Here is a 16,216-nt window from a genome sequence, read left to right on the forward strand (position 1 = left end):
CAAAATTGGCCTACGACGCGACCAAGGGTTAATGTGCGCGGCGTTCACGCTTGATTAGACTGCACCCGAATTTTCTCATGACGCCCCGGCGGCATGATCGCGCCCCGCGAGCGACCGTGGCTTGCGGGCCAGTTCTGAAGGAGTACGCATGGCTGTCTACAACTACGACGTAGTGGTGCTGGGTTCCGGCCCGGCCGGAGAAGGTGCGGCAATGAACGCCGCCAAAGCAGGGCGCAAGGTGGCGATGGTCGATAGCCGTCGCCAGGTCGGGGGCAACTGCACCCACCTGGGCACCATCCCGTCCAAGGCACTGCGTCACTCGGTGCGGCAGATCATGCAGTTCAACACCAACCCGATGTTCCGTGCCATCGGCGAGCCGCGCTGGTTCTCGTTCCCGGACGTGCTGAAAAGCGCCGAGAAGGTCATCGCCAAGCAGGTAGCGTCGCGCACCGGCTACTACGCCCGTAACCGCGTGGACGTGTTCTTCGGCACCGGCAGCTTCGCCGACGAGCAGACCGTCGAAGTGGTCTGCCCGAACGGTGTGGTGGAAAAGCTCAACGCCAAGCACATCATCATCGCCACCGGCTCGCGCCCGTACCGCCCGGCCGACATCGACTTCCACCACCCGCGCGTCTACGACAGCGACACCATCCTCAGCCTCAGCCACACCCCACGCAAGCTGATCGTGTACGGTGCCGGCGTGATCGGTTGCGAATACGCCTCGATCTTCAGCGGCCTGGGTGTATTGGTAGAGCTGGTGGATAACCGTGGCCAGTTGCTGAGCTTCCTCGACTCGGAAATTTCCCAGGCGCTGAGCTACCACTTCAGCAACAACAACATCACCGTGCGCCACAACGAAGAGTATGAGCGCGTCGAAGGCCTGGACAACGGGGTGATCCTGCACCTGAAGTCGGGCAAGAAGATCAAGGCCGACGCCTTGCTGTGGTGCAACGGCCGTACCGGCAACACCGACAAGCTGGGCCTGGAAAACATCGGTATCAAGGTCAACAGCCGCGGCCAGATCGAGGTCGACGAGGCCTACCGCACCAGCGTGCCGAACATCTACGGTGCCGGCGACGTGATTGGCTGGCCGAGCCTGGCCAGTGCCGCTCATGACCAGGGCCGCTCTGCCGCTGGCAGCATCGTGGATAATGGCAGCTGGCGCTTCGTCAACGACGTGCCGACCGGCATCTACACCATTCCGGAGATCAGCTCGATCGGCCGCAACGAACAGGAACTGACCCAGGCCAAGGTGCCGTACGAAGTGGGCAAGGCCTTCTTCAAGGGCATGGCGCGCGCGCAGATCGCCGGTGAGCCGCAGGGCATGCTGAAGATCCTGTTCCACCGCGAAACCCTGGAAATCCTTGGCGTGCACTGCTTCGGCTACCAGGCTTCGGAGATCGTCCACATCGGCCAGGCGATCATGAACCAGCCGGGTGAGCAGAACAACCTGAAGTACTTCGTCAACACCACGTTCAACTACCCGACCATGGCCGAAGCCTATCGGGTAGCTGCCTACGACGGCCTGAACCGGCTTTTTTGAGCGGCTCCGACCGGTGGCCTGAGCCGGTCGGAGAGACCGATTTCAACCCTGCCCGAGGGTGGTCTTGGCCAAACCGGGAAAGTCTGTAATCAGGCTGTCCACGCCAAAATCAGCGAGCCGGCGCATCAGTGCCGGTTCGTTGACCGTCCACACCGACACGTGCAAACCCTGGCCCTGGGCTTTGAGCAGGCGCTCGGGGGTGCACAGTGTCCAGTTCAATGCCAGCAGCTCGCAGCCGTAGTTCTGTGCCACCTTCAGCGGGTCGAGCCAGGCGTATTCGGCCACCAGCCCGCGCTTGACGTCCGGCACCAGCTCCAGGGCGGCACCCAGCACTTCGCGTGAGCTGGAGGTGATGGTCACCTTGTCCAGCAGGCCGTACTGCTGGGCCAGTTCGCGGATTGCCAGCACGGTGGTGGCGGCACGGGTGCGCGAGGCGCTTTTCACCTCCAGCTGCCAGTGCTCGAACGGGCATTTCTCGAACAGTTCTTCCAGTTTCGGGATCGGGCAGGGCTGGACGTGGCCCGGGCCGCCTTTGCGGGCATCGATCTTGACCAGCTCGGCGGCCGGGTGCTCGACCACCTTGCCGCGTTTGCCGGTGGTGCGCTTGAGGGTGGGGTCATGGATCACCATCAGCTCGTTGTCGGCCGACAGGTGCAGGTCCAGCTCGCAGCGGGTCACGCCATGGGCGAGGCATTGCTGGAAGCTCTTCAGGGTGTTCTCGGGCGCTTCGCCCTTGGCGCCGCGGTGGCCGTAGATCAGGGTCACGTTCGTTCCTTCAAATCAGAGAAAAATGGGCTCAGGAGGCGGGGTCGTTCTGTTCCAGCTGCTGGCGCCGTTGCTGCTGCTGGCGTTGCAGGATGTAGCGGGCCAGCAATTGCCGTTGGGCGTCGGTCATGTCGGTGAATTCGGTGCCGACCTCGAAGCCGCCCTCCGGGCGCGGGTCGCAATGGGTGACCTTGCCGCGCAGCAGCAGGCCGTGGGCGCGCGGCATCAGCACCATCTTCACCTTCACCCGGGTGCCGGGGGCAACCGCTGTGGCTTGTGCGAACTCGATGCCGCCCTCGGAAATGACCACCGGCTGGGGCTGGCCAACTTCGCCGAGCAGGGTCTGGGCAACTACTGCGCTAAGCAGGTCGAGGCGTTTGTTCTGTGCGCGCAGGAAAGCGGCGAGGGTGCGGTCCTTCTCGCTCAGCTGGCGCAGCAGGTGCTGCGACTCGAAGTCGGACAGGTGCAGCTCGCTGAGCAGGTTGAACAGAGGCGAATCATCTTGCAACACATCTGGGTCAAGGGCTTCGGCCGCGCTGAGGGGGCTGATTTGAAGTGCGATCCGATCTTCGATGCGGTAGTATTCGCGGCGATCTTCTTCGTCTAATGTCGTCATGGCGAACCCAAGGTAGCGGCGGTGGTCCGAGTGTAAAGCCGCCGTAGGCGCCTCGCCACAAGGACGTTCCCTTTCATCCGAACAAGCCCCGACATGTTCAGACCTCTTTTCGCATTCATCGGCACGCGTTATACCCGTGCCAAACGTCGCAATCACTTCGTCTCGTTCATTTCCCTGACCTCGATGATCGGCCTCGCCCTGGGTGTGGTTGTGATGATCGTGGTGCTCTCGGTCATGAACGGTTTCGACCACGAGATGCGTACCCGCGTGTTGGGCATGATCCCCCATGCCACGCTGGAGAGCGGCCAGCCCATTGCCGACTGGCCGGCCCTTGCCCAACAAGTAAAGCAGAATCCGCAGGTGGTGGCGGTTGCGCCCTTCACCCAGATGCAGGGCCTGCTGACCCACGAAGGCAAGGTGCAGAAGGTGCTGCTCAACGGCATCGACCCGGCCCGCGAGCGCGAAGTGTCGATCATCGACAAGTTCGTCCTGCAAGGCCGCCTGGACCAGCTGGCGCCGGGCGAGTGGGGCATCATGATCGGCGACAAGGCCGCGGCCAAGCTGGGCGTGGGCATCGGCGACAAGCTCACCTTCGTCGCCCCCGAGGTCAGCGTGACCCCGGCCGGCATGTTCCCGCGCATGAAGCGCTTCACCGTGGTCGGTACCTTCCACGTGGGCGCGGGCGAAATCGACGGCTACCTGGGCCTGACCAACATCAGCGACCTGTCCCGGCTGCACCGCTGGAAGCCTGACCAGGTCCAGGGCCTGCGCCTGAAGTTCGACGACCTGTTCCAGGCGCCGCGGGTGGCCTGGGACATCGCCCAGCGCCTGGGTGACCAGGAGTTCTACAGCCGTGACTGGACCCGCACCCACGGCAACCTGTACCAGGCGATCCGTATGGAAAAGGCCATGATCGGCCTGCTGTTGCTGCTGATCGTGGCGGTGGCGGCGTTCAACATCATTTCCACCCTGGTGATGGTGGTCAACGACAAGCGTGGCGACATCGCCATTCTGCGTACCTTGGGCGCGACGCCTGGGCAGATCATGCTCATCTTCATGGTCCAGGGCACGGTGATCGGGGTGATCGGTACCCTGATCGGCGCCGTGGTCGGGATCGTCGCCGCGCTGAACGTGAGCGCGGTGATCGCCGGCATCGAGAAACTGATCGGGCACAAGTTCCTCAACGCCGACGTGTACTTCATCGATTACCTGCCGTCGCAGATCCAGGCCCAGGACGTATACATGGTCTGTGGTGCGGCGCTGGTCCTGAGTTTCTTCGCCACCCTGTACCCGGCCTGGCGTGCGGCCCGCACCCAGCCTGCAGAGGCGCTACGTTATGAGTGAGTCGCGCATGAGTGATAAAGCCGTTCTGAGTTGCCGCAACCTGGGCAAGTCCTACGACGAGGGCCCGGAGTCGGTGCAGGTGCTGTCCGGGCTCAACCTCGAGCTGCACGCCGGTGAGCGGGTAGCCATCGTAGGTAGCTCCGGCTCGGGCAAGAGTACCTTGCTCAACCTGTTGGGCGGCCTCGACCGGCCGACCCAGGGCAGCGTCTGGCTGGCCGGCGAGGAGCTGTCGGCACTGGGCGAGCGTGCCCGTGGCCTGTTGCGCAACCGCGAGCTGGGCTTTGTCTACCAGTTCCACCACTTGCTGCCGGAATTCACTGCCATCGAAAACGTGTGCATGCCGTTGCTGATCGGCCGCACGCCGATCCCCGAGGCCCGTGAGCGTGCCGAGGCGCTGCTCAAGCGTGTTGGCCTGGCCCACCGCTTCAACCACAAGCCGGCCGAGTTGTCCGGTGGTGAGCGCCAGCGGGTAGCGATTGCCCGCGCACTGGTCAACCGCCCCGGCCTGGTAATGCTCGACGAGCCGACCGGCAACCTCGACCACCACACCGCCCAGGGCATCCAGGAGTTGATGCAGGAACTGTCCAGCGCGTCGCGCACGGCGTTCCTGGTGGTCACCCACGACCTCAACCTGGCGCGCCAGATGGACCGTGTATTGAAGCTCGACGACGGCCACCTGGTGGCGATCTGATCGACTGCACGGGGTGGCCGGTGCCGCCCCGTTTTCCTGTTTTCATTGGGTGTTTCCGTACATGTTCAGACCCTTGCCCATCTTCATCGGCGCGCGCTACACCCGAGCCAAGCGCCGCAACCACTTCATCTCGTTCATCTCGATGACCTCGATGATCGGCCTGTCGCTGGGCGTGCTGGCGATGATCGTGGTGCTGTCGGTGATGAACGGTTTCCAGCGCGAAATGAGTTCGCGCATCCTCGGCCTGGTGCCGCATGCCGCCATCCTCGGCGTGCAGCCACTGGACGACTGGCACAAGGTGGCCGACGCGGCCATGCGCGACCCGGCGGTGATGGCGGCAGCGCCGATTACCGAAATGGAAGGCATGCTGTCGTACAAGGGCGCGATGCAGCCGATCCAGGTCGGCGGTATCGACCCGGCCGAAGAGGGCAAGGTCTCGATCGTCGGCCAGCATATCGTCCAGGGCCGCCTGCAGGACCTGCAGCCGGGAGAGTTCGGCGTGGTCATCGGTGAGCTGACTGCGCGGCGCTTCCGTTTGAATACCGGCGACAAACTGACCCTGATCGTGCCGGAAATCAGCAAGGAGCCGGGCGGTATCACCCCGCGCATGCAGCGCCTGACCGTGGTCGGTATCTTCAAGGTCGGCGCCGAGCTGGACGGCTCGCAGGCTTACATTCACGTCGACGATGCCGGCGCCATGCAGCGCTGGGCGCCGGGCCAGGTGCAGGGCGTGCGCCTGAAACTGCACGACCTGTATGCCGCGCCGCAGGTGTCCAAGGCCATCGCTGCCGGGCTGGGCGATGCCTACCGTGCCGATGACTGGTCGCATACCCAGGGCAGCCTGTTCAGTGCCATGAAGATGGAAAAGACCATGATCGGCCTGCTGTTGCTGATGATCATCGCGGTCGCGGCGTTCAACATCATCGCCACCCTGGTGATGGTGGTGAACGACAAGGGGCCGGACATCGCCATCCTGCGCACCCTGGGCGCCACGCCGGCGCAGATCATGGGCACGTTCATGGTCCAGGGCAGCCTGATCGGTATTGTCGGGACGCTGATCGGTGGCGTGCTTGGGGTGGTTGCGGCGTTCAACGTCAGCCAGATCGTCGGTTGGCTGGAGCGGGTGAGCGGGCAGCACATCTTTACTTCGGATGTGTACTTCGTCAGCAGCTTGCCGTCGCAGTTGCAGTGGGGCGATGTGGCGATCATCTGCACTGCCGGGTTGGTGATGAGCTTCCTGGCGACCATTTACCCGGCTTATCGGGCATCGCAGGTGCAGCCGGCGATTGGCCTGGCAGTTTGAGTGACTGTTGAGGGCCTCATCGCCGGCAAGCCAGCTCCCACCCCGACCGCATCGGCCTCAAGCCCTGCGCAGTCCCTGTAGGAGCCTGGCTTGCCAGCGATGAGGCCAGTACAGGCAGTACAAGACGGTCGCCCCCACAGGATTGCATCAAGCTCAAGACCTGCGCTGTACCTGTGGGAGCTGGCTTGCCGGCGATGGGCTGCAAAGCAGCCCCGATGTCACTGGTCTTCAGTGAAATCGATCACGAATCGCGTCCACCCGTCCGCACACTCCGCCCTGATGCGCCCACCATGGGCCTGCACGATCGACCGGGTAATCGCCAACCCCAACCCGGCATGCTCGCTACTGCCTTCCCGCCGCGCCGGGTCCACCCGGTAGAAGCGGTCGAACAACCGTGGTAACACTGCCGGCTCGATAGCCGCCCCGGTATTGGCCACGCCAACCCTCGGCCCTGGCCCCAATGTCACCTTTATCTGCCCACCCGACGGGGTAAAGCGCAAGGCATTGTCCAGCAAGTTGGACAGCGCCCGGCGCAGCATATGCCGGTCGCCCTGCAGCAGCGCCTCACCCTCGCGCAGCATCTGCACGCCGCTGTCCTCTGCCAGCGGCGCGTAGTACTCCAGCAGCGCATCCACCTCCTCATGCAGCACCAGCGGTGCTTGCCCCGGCACCAGCAGGCCATGGTCGGCCTTGGCCAGGAACAGCATGTCGTTGATCATCTGCGCCATCCATTGCAGTTCCTCGAGGTTGCCGTGCAGGGCTTCGCGGTACTCTTCGAGGCTGCGCGGGCGGGTGAGGGTGACCTGGGTGTGGGTCAGCAGGTTGGACAGCGGCGTGCGCAGCTCGTGGGCGATGTCGGCAGAGAATGCCGACAGGCGCTGGAAGGCATCGTCCAGGCGCTGCAGCATGGCGTTCATGGCCGTCGCCAGCTCGGCCAGCTCTTCGGGCATCTGTGCCACCGGCAGGCGGGTGGTGAGCGAGCGCGCCGACACGCTGGCAGCCACCTGGCCCATCTGCCGCAATGGGCGCAACCCGCGGCGTGCAGCCCAGGCACCGAGCAGCGCCGTGGCCAGCGCCGACAGGCCCACCGTCAGCCAGATCAGCCGTTGCATGCCCTGCAGGAAGTGCTGGTGATGGGTGATGTCGAGGTACAGGGTCAGTTGTGGCGACTGCGGGGCGCCTTGCGCCAGGTGCACGGCCAGGCTGCGGTAGTCGGTGCCTTGCGCATGCAGGGTTGCCAGCCCGTCGGGCAGCGGTGTCCGGGGCAGGCCTGTGCGGCTTTCGAACCAGGTGGCGCCGTCGCTGCCGTTGATGCGCAGGGCCAGGTCGGCCTGGTGGCCCAGTTCATCGCGCAAGGCGGGCAGGCGCGCCTGCAGCTCGGCCGGGGTGGAGATGCCGGCCAGCTGGGTGCGGAACAGCGACAGGCGCGAGTCCAGCAGCTGCTGGTCCAGTTCCACGAAGTGCTGCTCGCTGGCCCGGCTGAATATCAGGCCCGCGCCGAGCGAGACAGCGGCGGTGCAGGCGGCGAACAGCAGGGCCAGGCGGCTGCCGAGGGAGACCTGGCGCATCACTCCGCGCGCTCTTCGAGTACATAGCCCATGCCGCGTACGGTATGGATCAGCTTGTTGGGGTGCGGGTCGTCGATCTTCAGGCGCAGGCGGCGGATCGCCACTTCGATCACATTGGTATCGCTGTCGAAATTCATGTCCCACACCTGCGAGGCGATCAGCGATTTGGGCAGCACCTCGCCCTGGCGGCGCAGCAGCAGTTCAAGCAGGGCGAACTCCTTGGCGGTCAGGTCGATGCGCTGGCCGGCGCGCTCGGCGCGGCGGCGGATCAGGTCCAGGCGCAGGTCGGCCAGCCCCAGGGTGGTGTCCTGGCTGGGGCTGGTGCCCCGGCGCAGCAGGCTGCGCACCCGCGCCAGCAGTTCGGAGAAGGCAAACGGCTTGACCAGGTAATCATCGGCGCCCAGCTCCAGGCCGTGCACCCGGTCCTCCACGGCATCGCGGGCGGTGAGAAACAGCACCGGGGTGTCCAGGCCGGCCTGGCGCACGGCCTGGAGGATCTGCCAGCCGTCACGGCCGGGCAGCATCACGTCGAGAATCAGCAGGTCGTGGTCACCGGTCAGGGCGAGGAACTGGCCGGTCTCGCCGTCGGTGGCCAGTTCGGTGGCGAAGCCGGCCTCGTTCAGGCCCTGGCTCAGGTACTGGCCGGTCCGGGCCTGGTCTTCGACGATCAGCAGTTTCATTGGGTGAATTGACTCCAGCAAACGGCACAAAACCCTGTGGGAGCGGGTTTACCCGCGAAGAATTCAACACGGTGCATGGCACCGGCTTTGCCGGTGTTCGCGGGTGAACCCGCTCCTACAGGGACCGGGTGATGCTGAGATGATACGTGACGATGCACCCGCTCGCCCCAAACTGACGAAGATGTAATACCGCTGACTTGCGCTCCAAGGTGGGGTGCAAAACCGGTAGACTAGGGGCAATTTCGAACCTTCAGGTCAGTTTCCATGCATCCCGCTGCCGAACATTCCCCGCTGGGCAAATCCAGCGAATACATTGCCACCTATTCCCCGGAGCTGCTGTTCCCGATCCCGCGTACCGCCAAGTGGGCCGAGCTGGGCGTTACCGCCCAGACCTTGCCGTGGCAGGGTGTGGATTACTGGAACTGCTTCGAGCTGAGCTGGCTGCTGCCTTCGGGCAAGCCGGTGGTGGCGATCGGCGAGTTCGCTATCCCCGCCGATTCGCCGAACATCATCGAGTCCAAGTCGTTCAAGCTGTATCTGAACTCGTTGAACCAGACGGTGTTCGCCTCGCTTGGCGAGCTGCAGGCGTGCCTGGAGAAAGACCTGTCCGCCGCCGCCGGCAAGCCGGTGGGCGTGAAAGTGCGCATCCTGGCCGAGGTCGAGGCCCAAGGCGTGGTGGCGTTGCCGGGGCAGTGCATCGATGCGCTGGACGTTGCCATCAGCAACTACGAACAACCACAGCCAGAGCTGCTGCACTGCAACCCGGAGCGGCAGGTGGAAGAAACCCTGCACAGTCACCTGCTGAAGTCCAACTGCCCGGTCACCGGCCAGCCGGACTGGGGCAGCGTGGTGGTCGAGTACAAGGGCAGGGCGCTGGACCATGCCAGCCTGCTGACCTACCTGATCAGCTTCCGCCAGCATGCCGATTTCCACGAGCAGTGTGTGGAACGGATCTACCTGGACTTGAAGAACCTGCTGCAGCCGGAGCATTTGACGGTGTATGCGCGCTATGTGCGCCGGGGTGGGCTGGATATCAACCCTTACCGCAGCACGAGGGCGATCAGCCCGGACAACAAGCGCCTGGTTCGGCAGTAAGGTTCGCAAGTACGCCGGGGGGCGCTTCGCGCCCCTATCGCGACACAAGGCCGCTCCTACAGGTACAGCGCAAGATTTGGGGCTTGCGCTGTACCTGTAGGAGCGGCCTTGTGTCGCGATAGGGCCGCAAAGCGGCCCCAGTATTTCTAGATCCCCATGCTGTGCAGCGAGTTGGCAATGCTGCGCAGGGTAGCGGTGAGGTCGGGGTGGTCGGCCTCGAAGCGTTCGATCGCCAGGTTCACGCCGTCCACCAGGTTATGGTCTGGCGTGGCTTCCTCAAGCTTCAGTTGCGCCTCGATCTGGCGCGCTTCTTCGTGCAGCGCGGCCAGTTCCTCGTCCGAAAGCGGCACGTTGCGGTCCAGTTGCTCGCGCAAGCTGTTCAGGCGCTCTTGCAATTCGCGGGCAGGCATTGGCAGTTCTCCATCAATGGCTTGGCAAGCCATGGACCTCAGCGAAGCGGCAAAGGTTCTGGCCTGTCTTCAGCGTAATCCACCTGCCGTTGCTTTGCATGATCCGCGTCAATGGTGCTGTATCAGGGTTTTTCGCCCTTGCGCCGGCGTTGGGCGATGTCCTGCAGGCAGGTGTCCAGCGCTTCCAGGTGGTCGATGACCGAGTGCACGCCCAGGCTGAACAGTTCCAGCGTCGCCTTGCCACGGGCCAGGTCCTGCTCCTGCGGGGTCAAGGCTTGCCATTGCCGCGAGCTGCGGTCGCAGAACGGGCTGCAGGCAGCCAGCCCCACCGTCCACAGCCCCGCGTTCAGGCCAGACTGCAGCAGGGGTGGGTCGCCGCTGACCAGCACGCAGCCGTCCAGGCGTTCGCTGTCCAGCGTCATCAGGGCCTGCCAACAGGCGTTCGGCGCCGGCCAGCGCACGCCGTTCACCGAATGCCCCGGCAGCCAGGCGGGCAGTACGTGCGCCAGGCGCTTGCTTTGGGGGGCGTCGAGGTCGTCCAGCCAGATGCACGGCACCTGGCGCTGGCGCAGGCTGGCGAGGGTGGCTAGCGCGCCGGGGGCGGGCGAGGGGGTACCGTTGGCGGCTTGCACCAGGCAGCCGCGCAAGCCGAATAGCACAGCGGTGAAGGCGGGTGCATTGTCCATGGCAACTTCCCTCAAATAGTCCGCAGGCTATTCGGCGATTGTTACCGCCCTGTGACAACCGGCACCGCGCAACAGTTGTTCACAAAATATTGAGCAGAGATGTGTAAAGCTGTTTATCAGCCCGCAAGCCTCTATACTGCCGCCGTACAGCAGCGCACCCGTTTGCGCTTGCGGCCGAGAAATTCGATGGAGAAACACCTATGCGTAGGATCGGTGCCAGTGTGATCGAACGAGTCACCCAGGCCTGTGTCTGCGCCAGCATGCTGCTGGCGCCCGTGGCAGCCACCCAGGCAGCCACCGAGGAAGATCCCTGGGAAGCGGTCAACCGCCCGATCTTCCGTTTCAACGATACCCTCGACACCTATGCCCTCAAGCCATTGGCCAAGGGCTACCAGGCGGTCACCCCGCAGTTCCTCGAGGATGGCATCCACAACATCTTCCGCAACCTGGGCGACGTGACCAACCTGGCCAACGACCTGCTGCAGTTCAAGCCCCATGCGGCGGGCGTGGACACTGCGCGGCTGATCGTCAACACCACCTTCGGCCTGGGCGGCTTCTTCGACGTGGGTACCAAGATGGGCCTGCAGCGCAACGACGAGGACTTCGGCCAGACCCTCGGCTACTGGGGCGTGCCGAGCGGCCCGTACGTGGTCATCCCGCTGCTGGGCCCGAGCACCGTGCGTGACGGCGTGGCCAAGTACCCGGATACCTACACCAAACCCTACCGCTACATCGACCATGTGCCGACGCGCAATTCGATCTTTGCCCTGGACATCATCGACACCCGCGCCGACCTGCTGTCGGCAGAGAAGCTGATCCAGGGTGACAAGTACATCTTCATTCGCAACGCCTACCTGCAGAACCGCGAGTTCAAGGTCAAGGATGGCGAGGTCGAAGACGACTTCTGATCCTGCACGTGCTTGGTCCTGTGCAGTCCCCGTGTAGGAGCGGCCTTGTGTCGCGATAGGGCCGCAAAGCGGCCCCGGCAACTCATGCGGCGAAGCTGAATCCGGGGGCTGCCGCGCAGCCCATCGCGACACAAGGCCGCTCCTACAGGGGGGGGCCAGCAGGGCCATCAATGCATCGCCACAATCCGCAACCCGAACTTCTGCTGCCCGCCCGGCTGGTCGGCAATCCACACCACTTCCGTGCTGGCGTGCAGCCCTTTCAGCGCCGGATGCTCGGACTCGATCCGTACCTCGATATGGTCCCCCACCTGGAAGCGCTGCGGTGCCTGCACCTGCATGCCGCCGCTGGACAGGTCAAGGCACACTGCCGCGATCACCTGGCCTTCGTGCAGAAGGCTGACCTCGGTGTCAATGCGCATGCGGATGAAATCGCGTTTCTCGCCATGGCTGGAGGGCGTGTGGGGCATGCTGCATCCTTCCCGTCGGGTTGCGCTGGTCGACTTTCTTATAACTCTCGGTGATTTGCCCTGTAAAGTGCGCCGGGGTCGACCCTTGCATGCTTGAAACGCCTGCCGGATGGGAGTACCGTCTGCGCCTTACAAGGTAGCTCTCGCAGTTGCCAGACAGTTGCCGGGCAGGTGTTCTTGTCCTACAACTCAAGTAGAGTGTGACCATAAAGAATTCCCGTAGCTGGCCGTCTGCCTTGCCGACACCGCTGCACCAACCTAAATCGGCGCCGTTCGCCCACATGCAGAAAACCAGTGCAACGCTGCTGATCATCGATGACGACGACGTGGTCCGTGCAAGCCTCGCCGCCTATCTTGAAGACAGTGGCTTCAGCGTCCTCCAGGCCGGCAATGGCCAGCAGGGGCTTCAGGTCTTCGAAGAACACCAGCCCGACCTCGTGATCTGCGATCTGCGCATGCCGCAGATGGGCGGCCTCGAACTGATCCGCCAGGTCAGCGAGCGCGCCCCGCAGTTGCCGGTGATCGTGGTGTCCGGTGCCGGCGTCATGAGTGATGCGGTGGAAGCGTTGCGCCTGGGCGCTGCCGACTACCTGATCAAGCCGCTGGAAGACCTGGCCGTGCTCGAGCATTCGGTGCGCCGCGCCCTCGACCGCTCGCGTCTGGTGCTGGAAAACCAGCGCTACCGCGACAAGCTCGAAGCCGCCAACCGCGAACTGGAGGCCAGCCTGCACCTGCTGCAGGAGGACCAGACCGCCGGTCGCCAGGTGCAGATGAACATGCTGCCGGAAAGCCCTTGGGTGGCCGGCGAGTTCGCCTTCGAGCACCAAATCATCCCGTCGCTGTACCTGTCGGGTGATTTTGCCGATTACTTCCGGGTGGACGAACGGCGCATCGCTTTCTATCTCGCCGATGTCTCCGGGCATGGCGCGTCCTCAGCGTTCGTCACCGTGCTGCTGAAGTTCATGACCACACGGCTGTTGTTCGAATTCAAGCGCGGCAGCAAAATGCGCGAGTTCAAACCCTCGCAGGTGCTCAGCCACATCAACCGCGGGCTGATCAACTGCAAGCTGGGCAAGCACGTGACCATGGTTGGCGGGGTGATCGATGAAGACACCGGCCTGCTGACCTACGCCGTTGGCGGCCATCTGCCGCTGCCGGTGCTGCACACCCCCGAGCACACCCGCTACCTGGAAGGCCGCGGCCTGCCGGTAGGGCTGTTCGACGAGGCTACCTACCAGGACCTGGTAGTGGAGCTGCCGCCGCAGTTCAGCCTCAGCCTGATGTCCGATGGCATTCTGGACCTTTTGCCGGGTGATACGCTCAAAGATAAAGAAACCGCCCTGCCGGAAATCGTCAGGGCAGCAGGTGGCAGCCTGGATGGGCTGCGTCAACGATTCGGATTGGCTACGCTTGGGGAGATGCCGGATGATATCGCCCTATTGGTGTTGAGCAGGAACCTTCAATGAGTACCGGTAGAATCCAGTTCGCCGAGCAGAGCGGTACCTTCGTCCTGAAATTCGTCGGTGAAGTGCGCCTGACCCTGTGTTCGGCGCTGGATGCGACGATCGAGAAGATTTTCACCGCATTGAACTTCTCGGCGATTGTCATCGACCTGACCGAAACCGAGAGCATCGACAGTACCACCCTGGGCCTGCTGGCCAAGTTGTCGATCCTGTCGCGCCAGAAGGTGGGCCTGTTGCCGACCGTGGTCACCACCAACCCGGACATTTCCCGGTTGTTGCAGTCGATGGGCTTCGATCAGGTGTTCAACATCGTCGATCGGCCGATCCCGTGTCCGGAATGCCTGACCGACCTGCCGTCCCAGGACCAGAACGAAGACGTGGTGCGCTCCAAGGTGCTGGAGGCGCACAAGATCCTCATGGGCCTGAACGACTCCAACCGCGAAGCGTTCCATGACCTGGTCAATGCGCTGGAGCGGACCTGATCTTCAGCCTGTACCGGCCTCTTCGCGGGTAAACCCGCTCCCACAGGTTATGCACCAGTCTTGAGTCATGCACTCACCTGTAGGAGCAGCCTTGTGCTGCGAAGAGGCCAGCACTGCCACAGAATATCTTTTGTCATACCTGCCTCTTCGCAGCACAAGGCTGCTCCTACAGGTACTGCGTTGCATTCGAAACCTGTGTTGCCCCTGTGGGAGCTGTTTTACCCGCGAAGAGGCCGGCAAGGCCAACACAAGCATTACCTGCCTGATCACCCTCGCCGCGCAAACTCGGTAGCCTCACCCCCACCCGCATCCAGCTGATACACCCGCGCCGGCCGCCCCTGTTCATCGAAGAACACCTGCCCCAACCCCGCACCATTCCACAACCGCTCGCCAGCCTTGCTATGGCTGGGCGTACGCGGCACCACCTCCATTTCCCGCCGCTTGGTAAACCAGTTGAGCGGCGAGCGTGGCGCATACAGCCAGCGGTTGAGCCGGTCGAGCACATCCAGCAGGCGCCGCGGGAATTCGTTCTTGATCCCGCTGCTGGTCACCTGCCACAAGTGCGGGCTGCGCTGGCGGTGGCGGATCAGCACTTCATAGACGAACGAGTAATGCACATCGCCGGACAGCACCACGTAGTGCCCCGGCGTGCGCGAGTGGCGGAAGATGTTGAGGATGACCTGCGCTGCGCCGCGGTGGGCCATCCAGTTCTCGGCATCCACCAGCAGCGGGTAGCCCAGCCAGCTGAACAGCTTCTGCACCGTCTCGATCAGCTTCACGCCAAAAATCGGCGCAGGTGACACGATGATCGCCGACGGGTGGTCCAGCAGTGCTTGCTGCAACTCGCTCAGCGCCTCCCAGTCGAGCAGGCCGGACGGCTTGGCCAGGCTGCTTTCGCTGCGCCAGCGGCGGGTGCGGGTGTCCAGCACCAGCAAGGGTGGGTTGGTGGGCAGGCTGAACTGCCAGCCCTGGAAGCGCAGCAGTGCGCCGATCAGCTCATCCTGGGTCTGGCTGTTCAACGCCTGGCATTGCCCGAGCAGTGGCTTGCAACCCTGCGGGTCGTTACCCCAGGCCTGGCACAGCAGGTAGCCGAGCAGGGCATTGCCGATGATCCGCCGCGAGAAGGGGTGGCCGTAGGCGGTTTCTTCCCATAGCGCCGATAGGTTCCAGTCGTCGGTGATGTCGTGGTCGTCGAAGATCATCAGGCACGGCAGGTGGGCCATCACCCGCGCTACCTGGCCGAGGTTGTCGGCAAACGCCTGGATCAGCGGCAGCTCCTGCCGGTAACGTGCCTGGCGCGGTGCGGTGAGCCCGTCGGGCATGTCCAGGTTCGCCAGCTGCCAGGGCACCGGTGACCACACCAGCAGGTACATGGCCATGACCTCGGCGAAGGTCACCAGGTGGTTGTCGGCGTTGCTGGACGAGAATATCGGCTTGCGCTTGCCGCCGAAAAAGCGCTCGCGCAGGGTTTCGTTGCGTTCCTGCGCTGGCAGCAGGTCGGCGCGGTGGTAATAGCAGGCCGGGTGCTGGTACAGCGCCTGGCTGTCGGGCACCACCGCGCCCTCAAGTTGCTCATCGAACAGGCCCAGCCGCGCAATCAGGCTGTGGATGGCGCGCAGCATCGGGCCGGCAACGTCGTCGGCATAGACCTGGTCGCCGGTCATCAGCAGCACGGCGGGGCGGTCCGCGGGTTTTTCGCAGGCCAGCAGCAGGCGGTCGGCGCATAGCAGGCCATCGGCGGCCGGGAAATGCGGCTTGCGGCAGGAACCGTGCAGCAGGTGGTCGAGCCGATCACGCAGTACCAGGCTTGGGCGCCGGGCGCCGGGGTAAAGCAGGTGCGGCGCCCAGCCTGCGATGCCCTGGCCGTTGATGAGCAGGTCATAGTCGAGCAGCTGGTTGCAGGGCAGCGGCTGGGCGAAGTGGATGTCCAGCAGGTGGATGAAGGCGTGCTGGCCCACCGCGACCACCTGGCAATCGACCTGGGCCTCGCCTGCCGGGAAGATGAATTCGGGTTGCAGCGGTTGCGTGGCGACCAGCCAGATGGCCAGGCGCTGAGGTTCCAGGCGGCGCAGTACCGGGCCGGCGAGTACGAGGGGCAATGGGGTAGAGGAGGTCATCGACAGCTCTGAGGGCTAACCGGCCCTATCGCCGGCAAGCCAGCTCCCACAGGTACAGCGCTGATCTCGAAGGCTGTG

The 16,216-nt window shown here is 64.1% G+C and carries 16 protein-coding genes; 8 read left to right on the forward strand and 8 right to left on the reverse strand.

What is annotated here, in order from left to right; all coding sequences use genetic code 11:
- The first annotated feature begins 148 nt into the window (after window positions 1-148).
- Window positions 149-1,543, forward strand: a complete 1,395-nt coding sequence (sthA, locus tag GYA95_RS04510) for a Si-specific NAD(P)(+) transhydrogenase (protein WP_015269541.1) — start codon at window positions 149-151, stop codon at window positions 1,541-1,543.
- 42 nt (window positions 1,544-1,585) lie between these two features.
- On the opposite strand, the gene GYA95_RS04515 is transcribed toward sthA, so the two are convergent.
- Window positions 1,586-2,308, reverse strand: a complete 723-nt coding sequence (locus GYA95_RS04515) for a glycerophosphodiester phosphodiesterase (RefSeq protein ID WP_015269542.1) — start codon at window positions 2,306-2,308, stop codon at window positions 1,586-1,588.
- A gap of 31 nt (window positions 2,309-2,339) precedes the next feature.
- Window positions 2,340-2,924, reverse strand: a complete 585-nt coding sequence (locus tag GYA95_RS04520; RefSeq protein ID WP_013971728.1) for a PilZ domain-containing protein — start codon at window positions 2,922-2,924, stop codon at window positions 2,340-2,342.
- Between the two features lie 93 nt (window positions 2,925-3,017).
- On the opposite strand from GYA95_RS04520, the gene GYA95_RS04525 reads away from it, so the two are divergent.
- From GYA95_RS04525 to GYA95_RS04535, 3 genes are all read left to right on the forward strand, one after another.
- Entirely contained in the window at window positions 3,018-4,268 is a 1,251-nt protein-coding gene (locus GYA95_RS04525) for a lipoprotein-releasing ABC transporter permease subunit (RefSeq protein ID WP_015269543.1), read from the forward strand.
- Window positions 4,269-4,275: 7 nt separating this feature from the next.
- Window positions 4,276-4,959, forward strand: coding sequence for a lipoprotein-releasing ABC transporter ATP-binding protein LolD (gene lolD / locus GYA95_RS04530; protein ID WP_169774647.1), 684 nt, complete (start codon window positions 4,276-4,278; stop codon window positions 4,957-4,959).
- A gap of 61 nt (window positions 4,960-5,020) precedes the next feature.
- Window positions 5,021-6,262 (forward strand): lipoprotein-releasing ABC transporter permease subunit, encoded by a 1,242-nt coding sequence (locus tag GYA95_RS04535; protein ID WP_015269544.1) that lies wholly within the window; start codon window positions 5,021-5,023, stop codon window positions 6,260-6,262.
- Between the two features lie 218 nt (window positions 6,263-6,480).
- On the opposite strand, the gene GYA95_RS04540 is transcribed toward GYA95_RS04535, so the two are convergent.
- Together GYA95_RS04540 and cinR are read right to left on the reverse strand one after the other, a co-directional pair.
- Window positions 6,481-7,833 carry a heavy metal sensor histidine kinase gene (locus GYA95_RS04540; RefSeq protein ID WP_043935476.1) on the reverse strand — a complete coding sequence of 451 codons (1,353 nt, stop codon included), beginning with the start codon at window positions 7,831-7,833 and terminating at the stop codon, window positions 6,481-6,483.
- On the reverse strand, window positions 7,830-8,510 hold the full coding sequence (cinR, locus tag GYA95_RS04545; protein ID WP_015269546.1) for a two-component system response regulator CinR: 681 nt from the start codon (window positions 8,508-8,510) through the stop codon (window positions 7,830-7,832). Before cinR ends, GYA95_RS04540 begins: the two co-directional genes overlap by 4 nt.
- Window positions 8,511-8,774: 264 nt before the next feature.
- On the opposite strand from cinR, the gene queF reads away from it, so the two are divergent.
- Window positions 8,775-9,605 carry an NADPH-dependent 7-cyano-7-deazaguanine reductase QueF gene (gene queF / locus GYA95_RS04550; RefSeq protein WP_161551240.1) on the forward strand — a complete coding sequence of 277 codons (831 nt, stop codon included), beginning with the start codon at window positions 8,775-8,777 and terminating at the stop codon, window positions 9,603-9,605.
- 146 nt (window positions 9,606-9,751) lie between these two features.
- Here queF and GYA95_RS04555 read toward each other — a convergent pair whose 3' ends face one another.
- Complete coding sequence (locus GYA95_RS04555) at window positions 9,752-10,015, reverse strand: DUF4404 family protein (protein ID WP_015269548.1); 264 nt, start codon at window positions 10,013-10,015, stop codon at window positions 9,752-9,754.
- Between the two features lie 122 nt (window positions 10,016-10,137).
- On the reverse strand, window positions 10,138-10,701 hold the full coding sequence (locus GYA95_RS04560) for a hypothetical protein (protein ID WP_015269549.1): 564 nt from the start codon (window positions 10,699-10,701) through the stop codon (window positions 10,138-10,140).
- Window positions 10,702-10,901: 200 nt separating this feature from the next.
- On the opposite strand from GYA95_RS04560, the gene GYA95_RS04565 reads away from it, so the two are divergent.
- Window positions 10,902-11,609: an MlaA family lipoprotein gene (locus GYA95_RS04565; RefSeq protein WP_015269550.1), complete on the forward strand. Its 708-nt coding sequence runs from the start codon at window positions 10,902-10,904 to the stop codon at window positions 11,607-11,609.
- A 167-nt stretch (window positions 11,610-11,776) separates the two neighbouring features.
- Here GYA95_RS04565 and GYA95_RS04570 read toward each other — a convergent pair whose 3' ends face one another.
- Window positions 11,777-12,076: a PilZ domain-containing protein gene (locus tag GYA95_RS04570; protein WP_013971739.1), complete on the reverse strand. Its 300-nt coding sequence runs from the start codon at window positions 12,074-12,076 to the stop codon at window positions 11,777-11,779.
- A 281-nt stretch (window positions 12,077-12,357) separates the two neighbouring features.
- On the opposite strand from GYA95_RS04570, the gene rssB reads away from it, so the two are divergent.
- Both rssB and rssC read left to right on the forward strand, forming a co-directional pair.
- Window positions 12,358-13,542, forward strand: a complete 1,185-nt coding sequence (rssB, locus tag GYA95_RS04575) for a two-component system response regulator RssB (RefSeq protein WP_015269551.1) — start codon at window positions 12,358-12,360, stop codon at window positions 13,540-13,542.
- Window positions 13,539-14,021 carry an anti-sigma factor antagonist RssC gene (gene rssC / locus GYA95_RS04580; protein ID WP_013971741.1) on the forward strand — a complete coding sequence of 161 codons (483 nt, stop codon included), beginning with the start codon at window positions 13,539-13,541 and terminating at the stop codon, window positions 14,019-14,021. The genes rssB and rssC overlap by 4 nt, the downstream gene beginning before the upstream one ends.
- Window positions 14,022-14,287: 266 nt before the next feature.
- On the opposite strand, the gene GYA95_RS04585 is transcribed toward rssC, so the two are convergent.
- Complete coding sequence (locus tag GYA95_RS04585) at window positions 14,288-16,138, reverse strand: alkaline phosphatase D family protein (RefSeq protein ID WP_161551241.1); 1,851 nt, start codon at window positions 16,136-16,138, stop codon at window positions 14,288-14,290.
- Window positions 16,139-16,216: the final 78 nt, after the last annotated feature.

Source organism: Pseudomonas asiatica (genome assembly GCF_009932335.1).
GTDB classification, from domain to species: Bacteria; Pseudomonadota; Gammaproteobacteria; order Pseudomonadales; family Pseudomonadaceae; genus Aquipseudomonas; species Aquipseudomonas asiatica.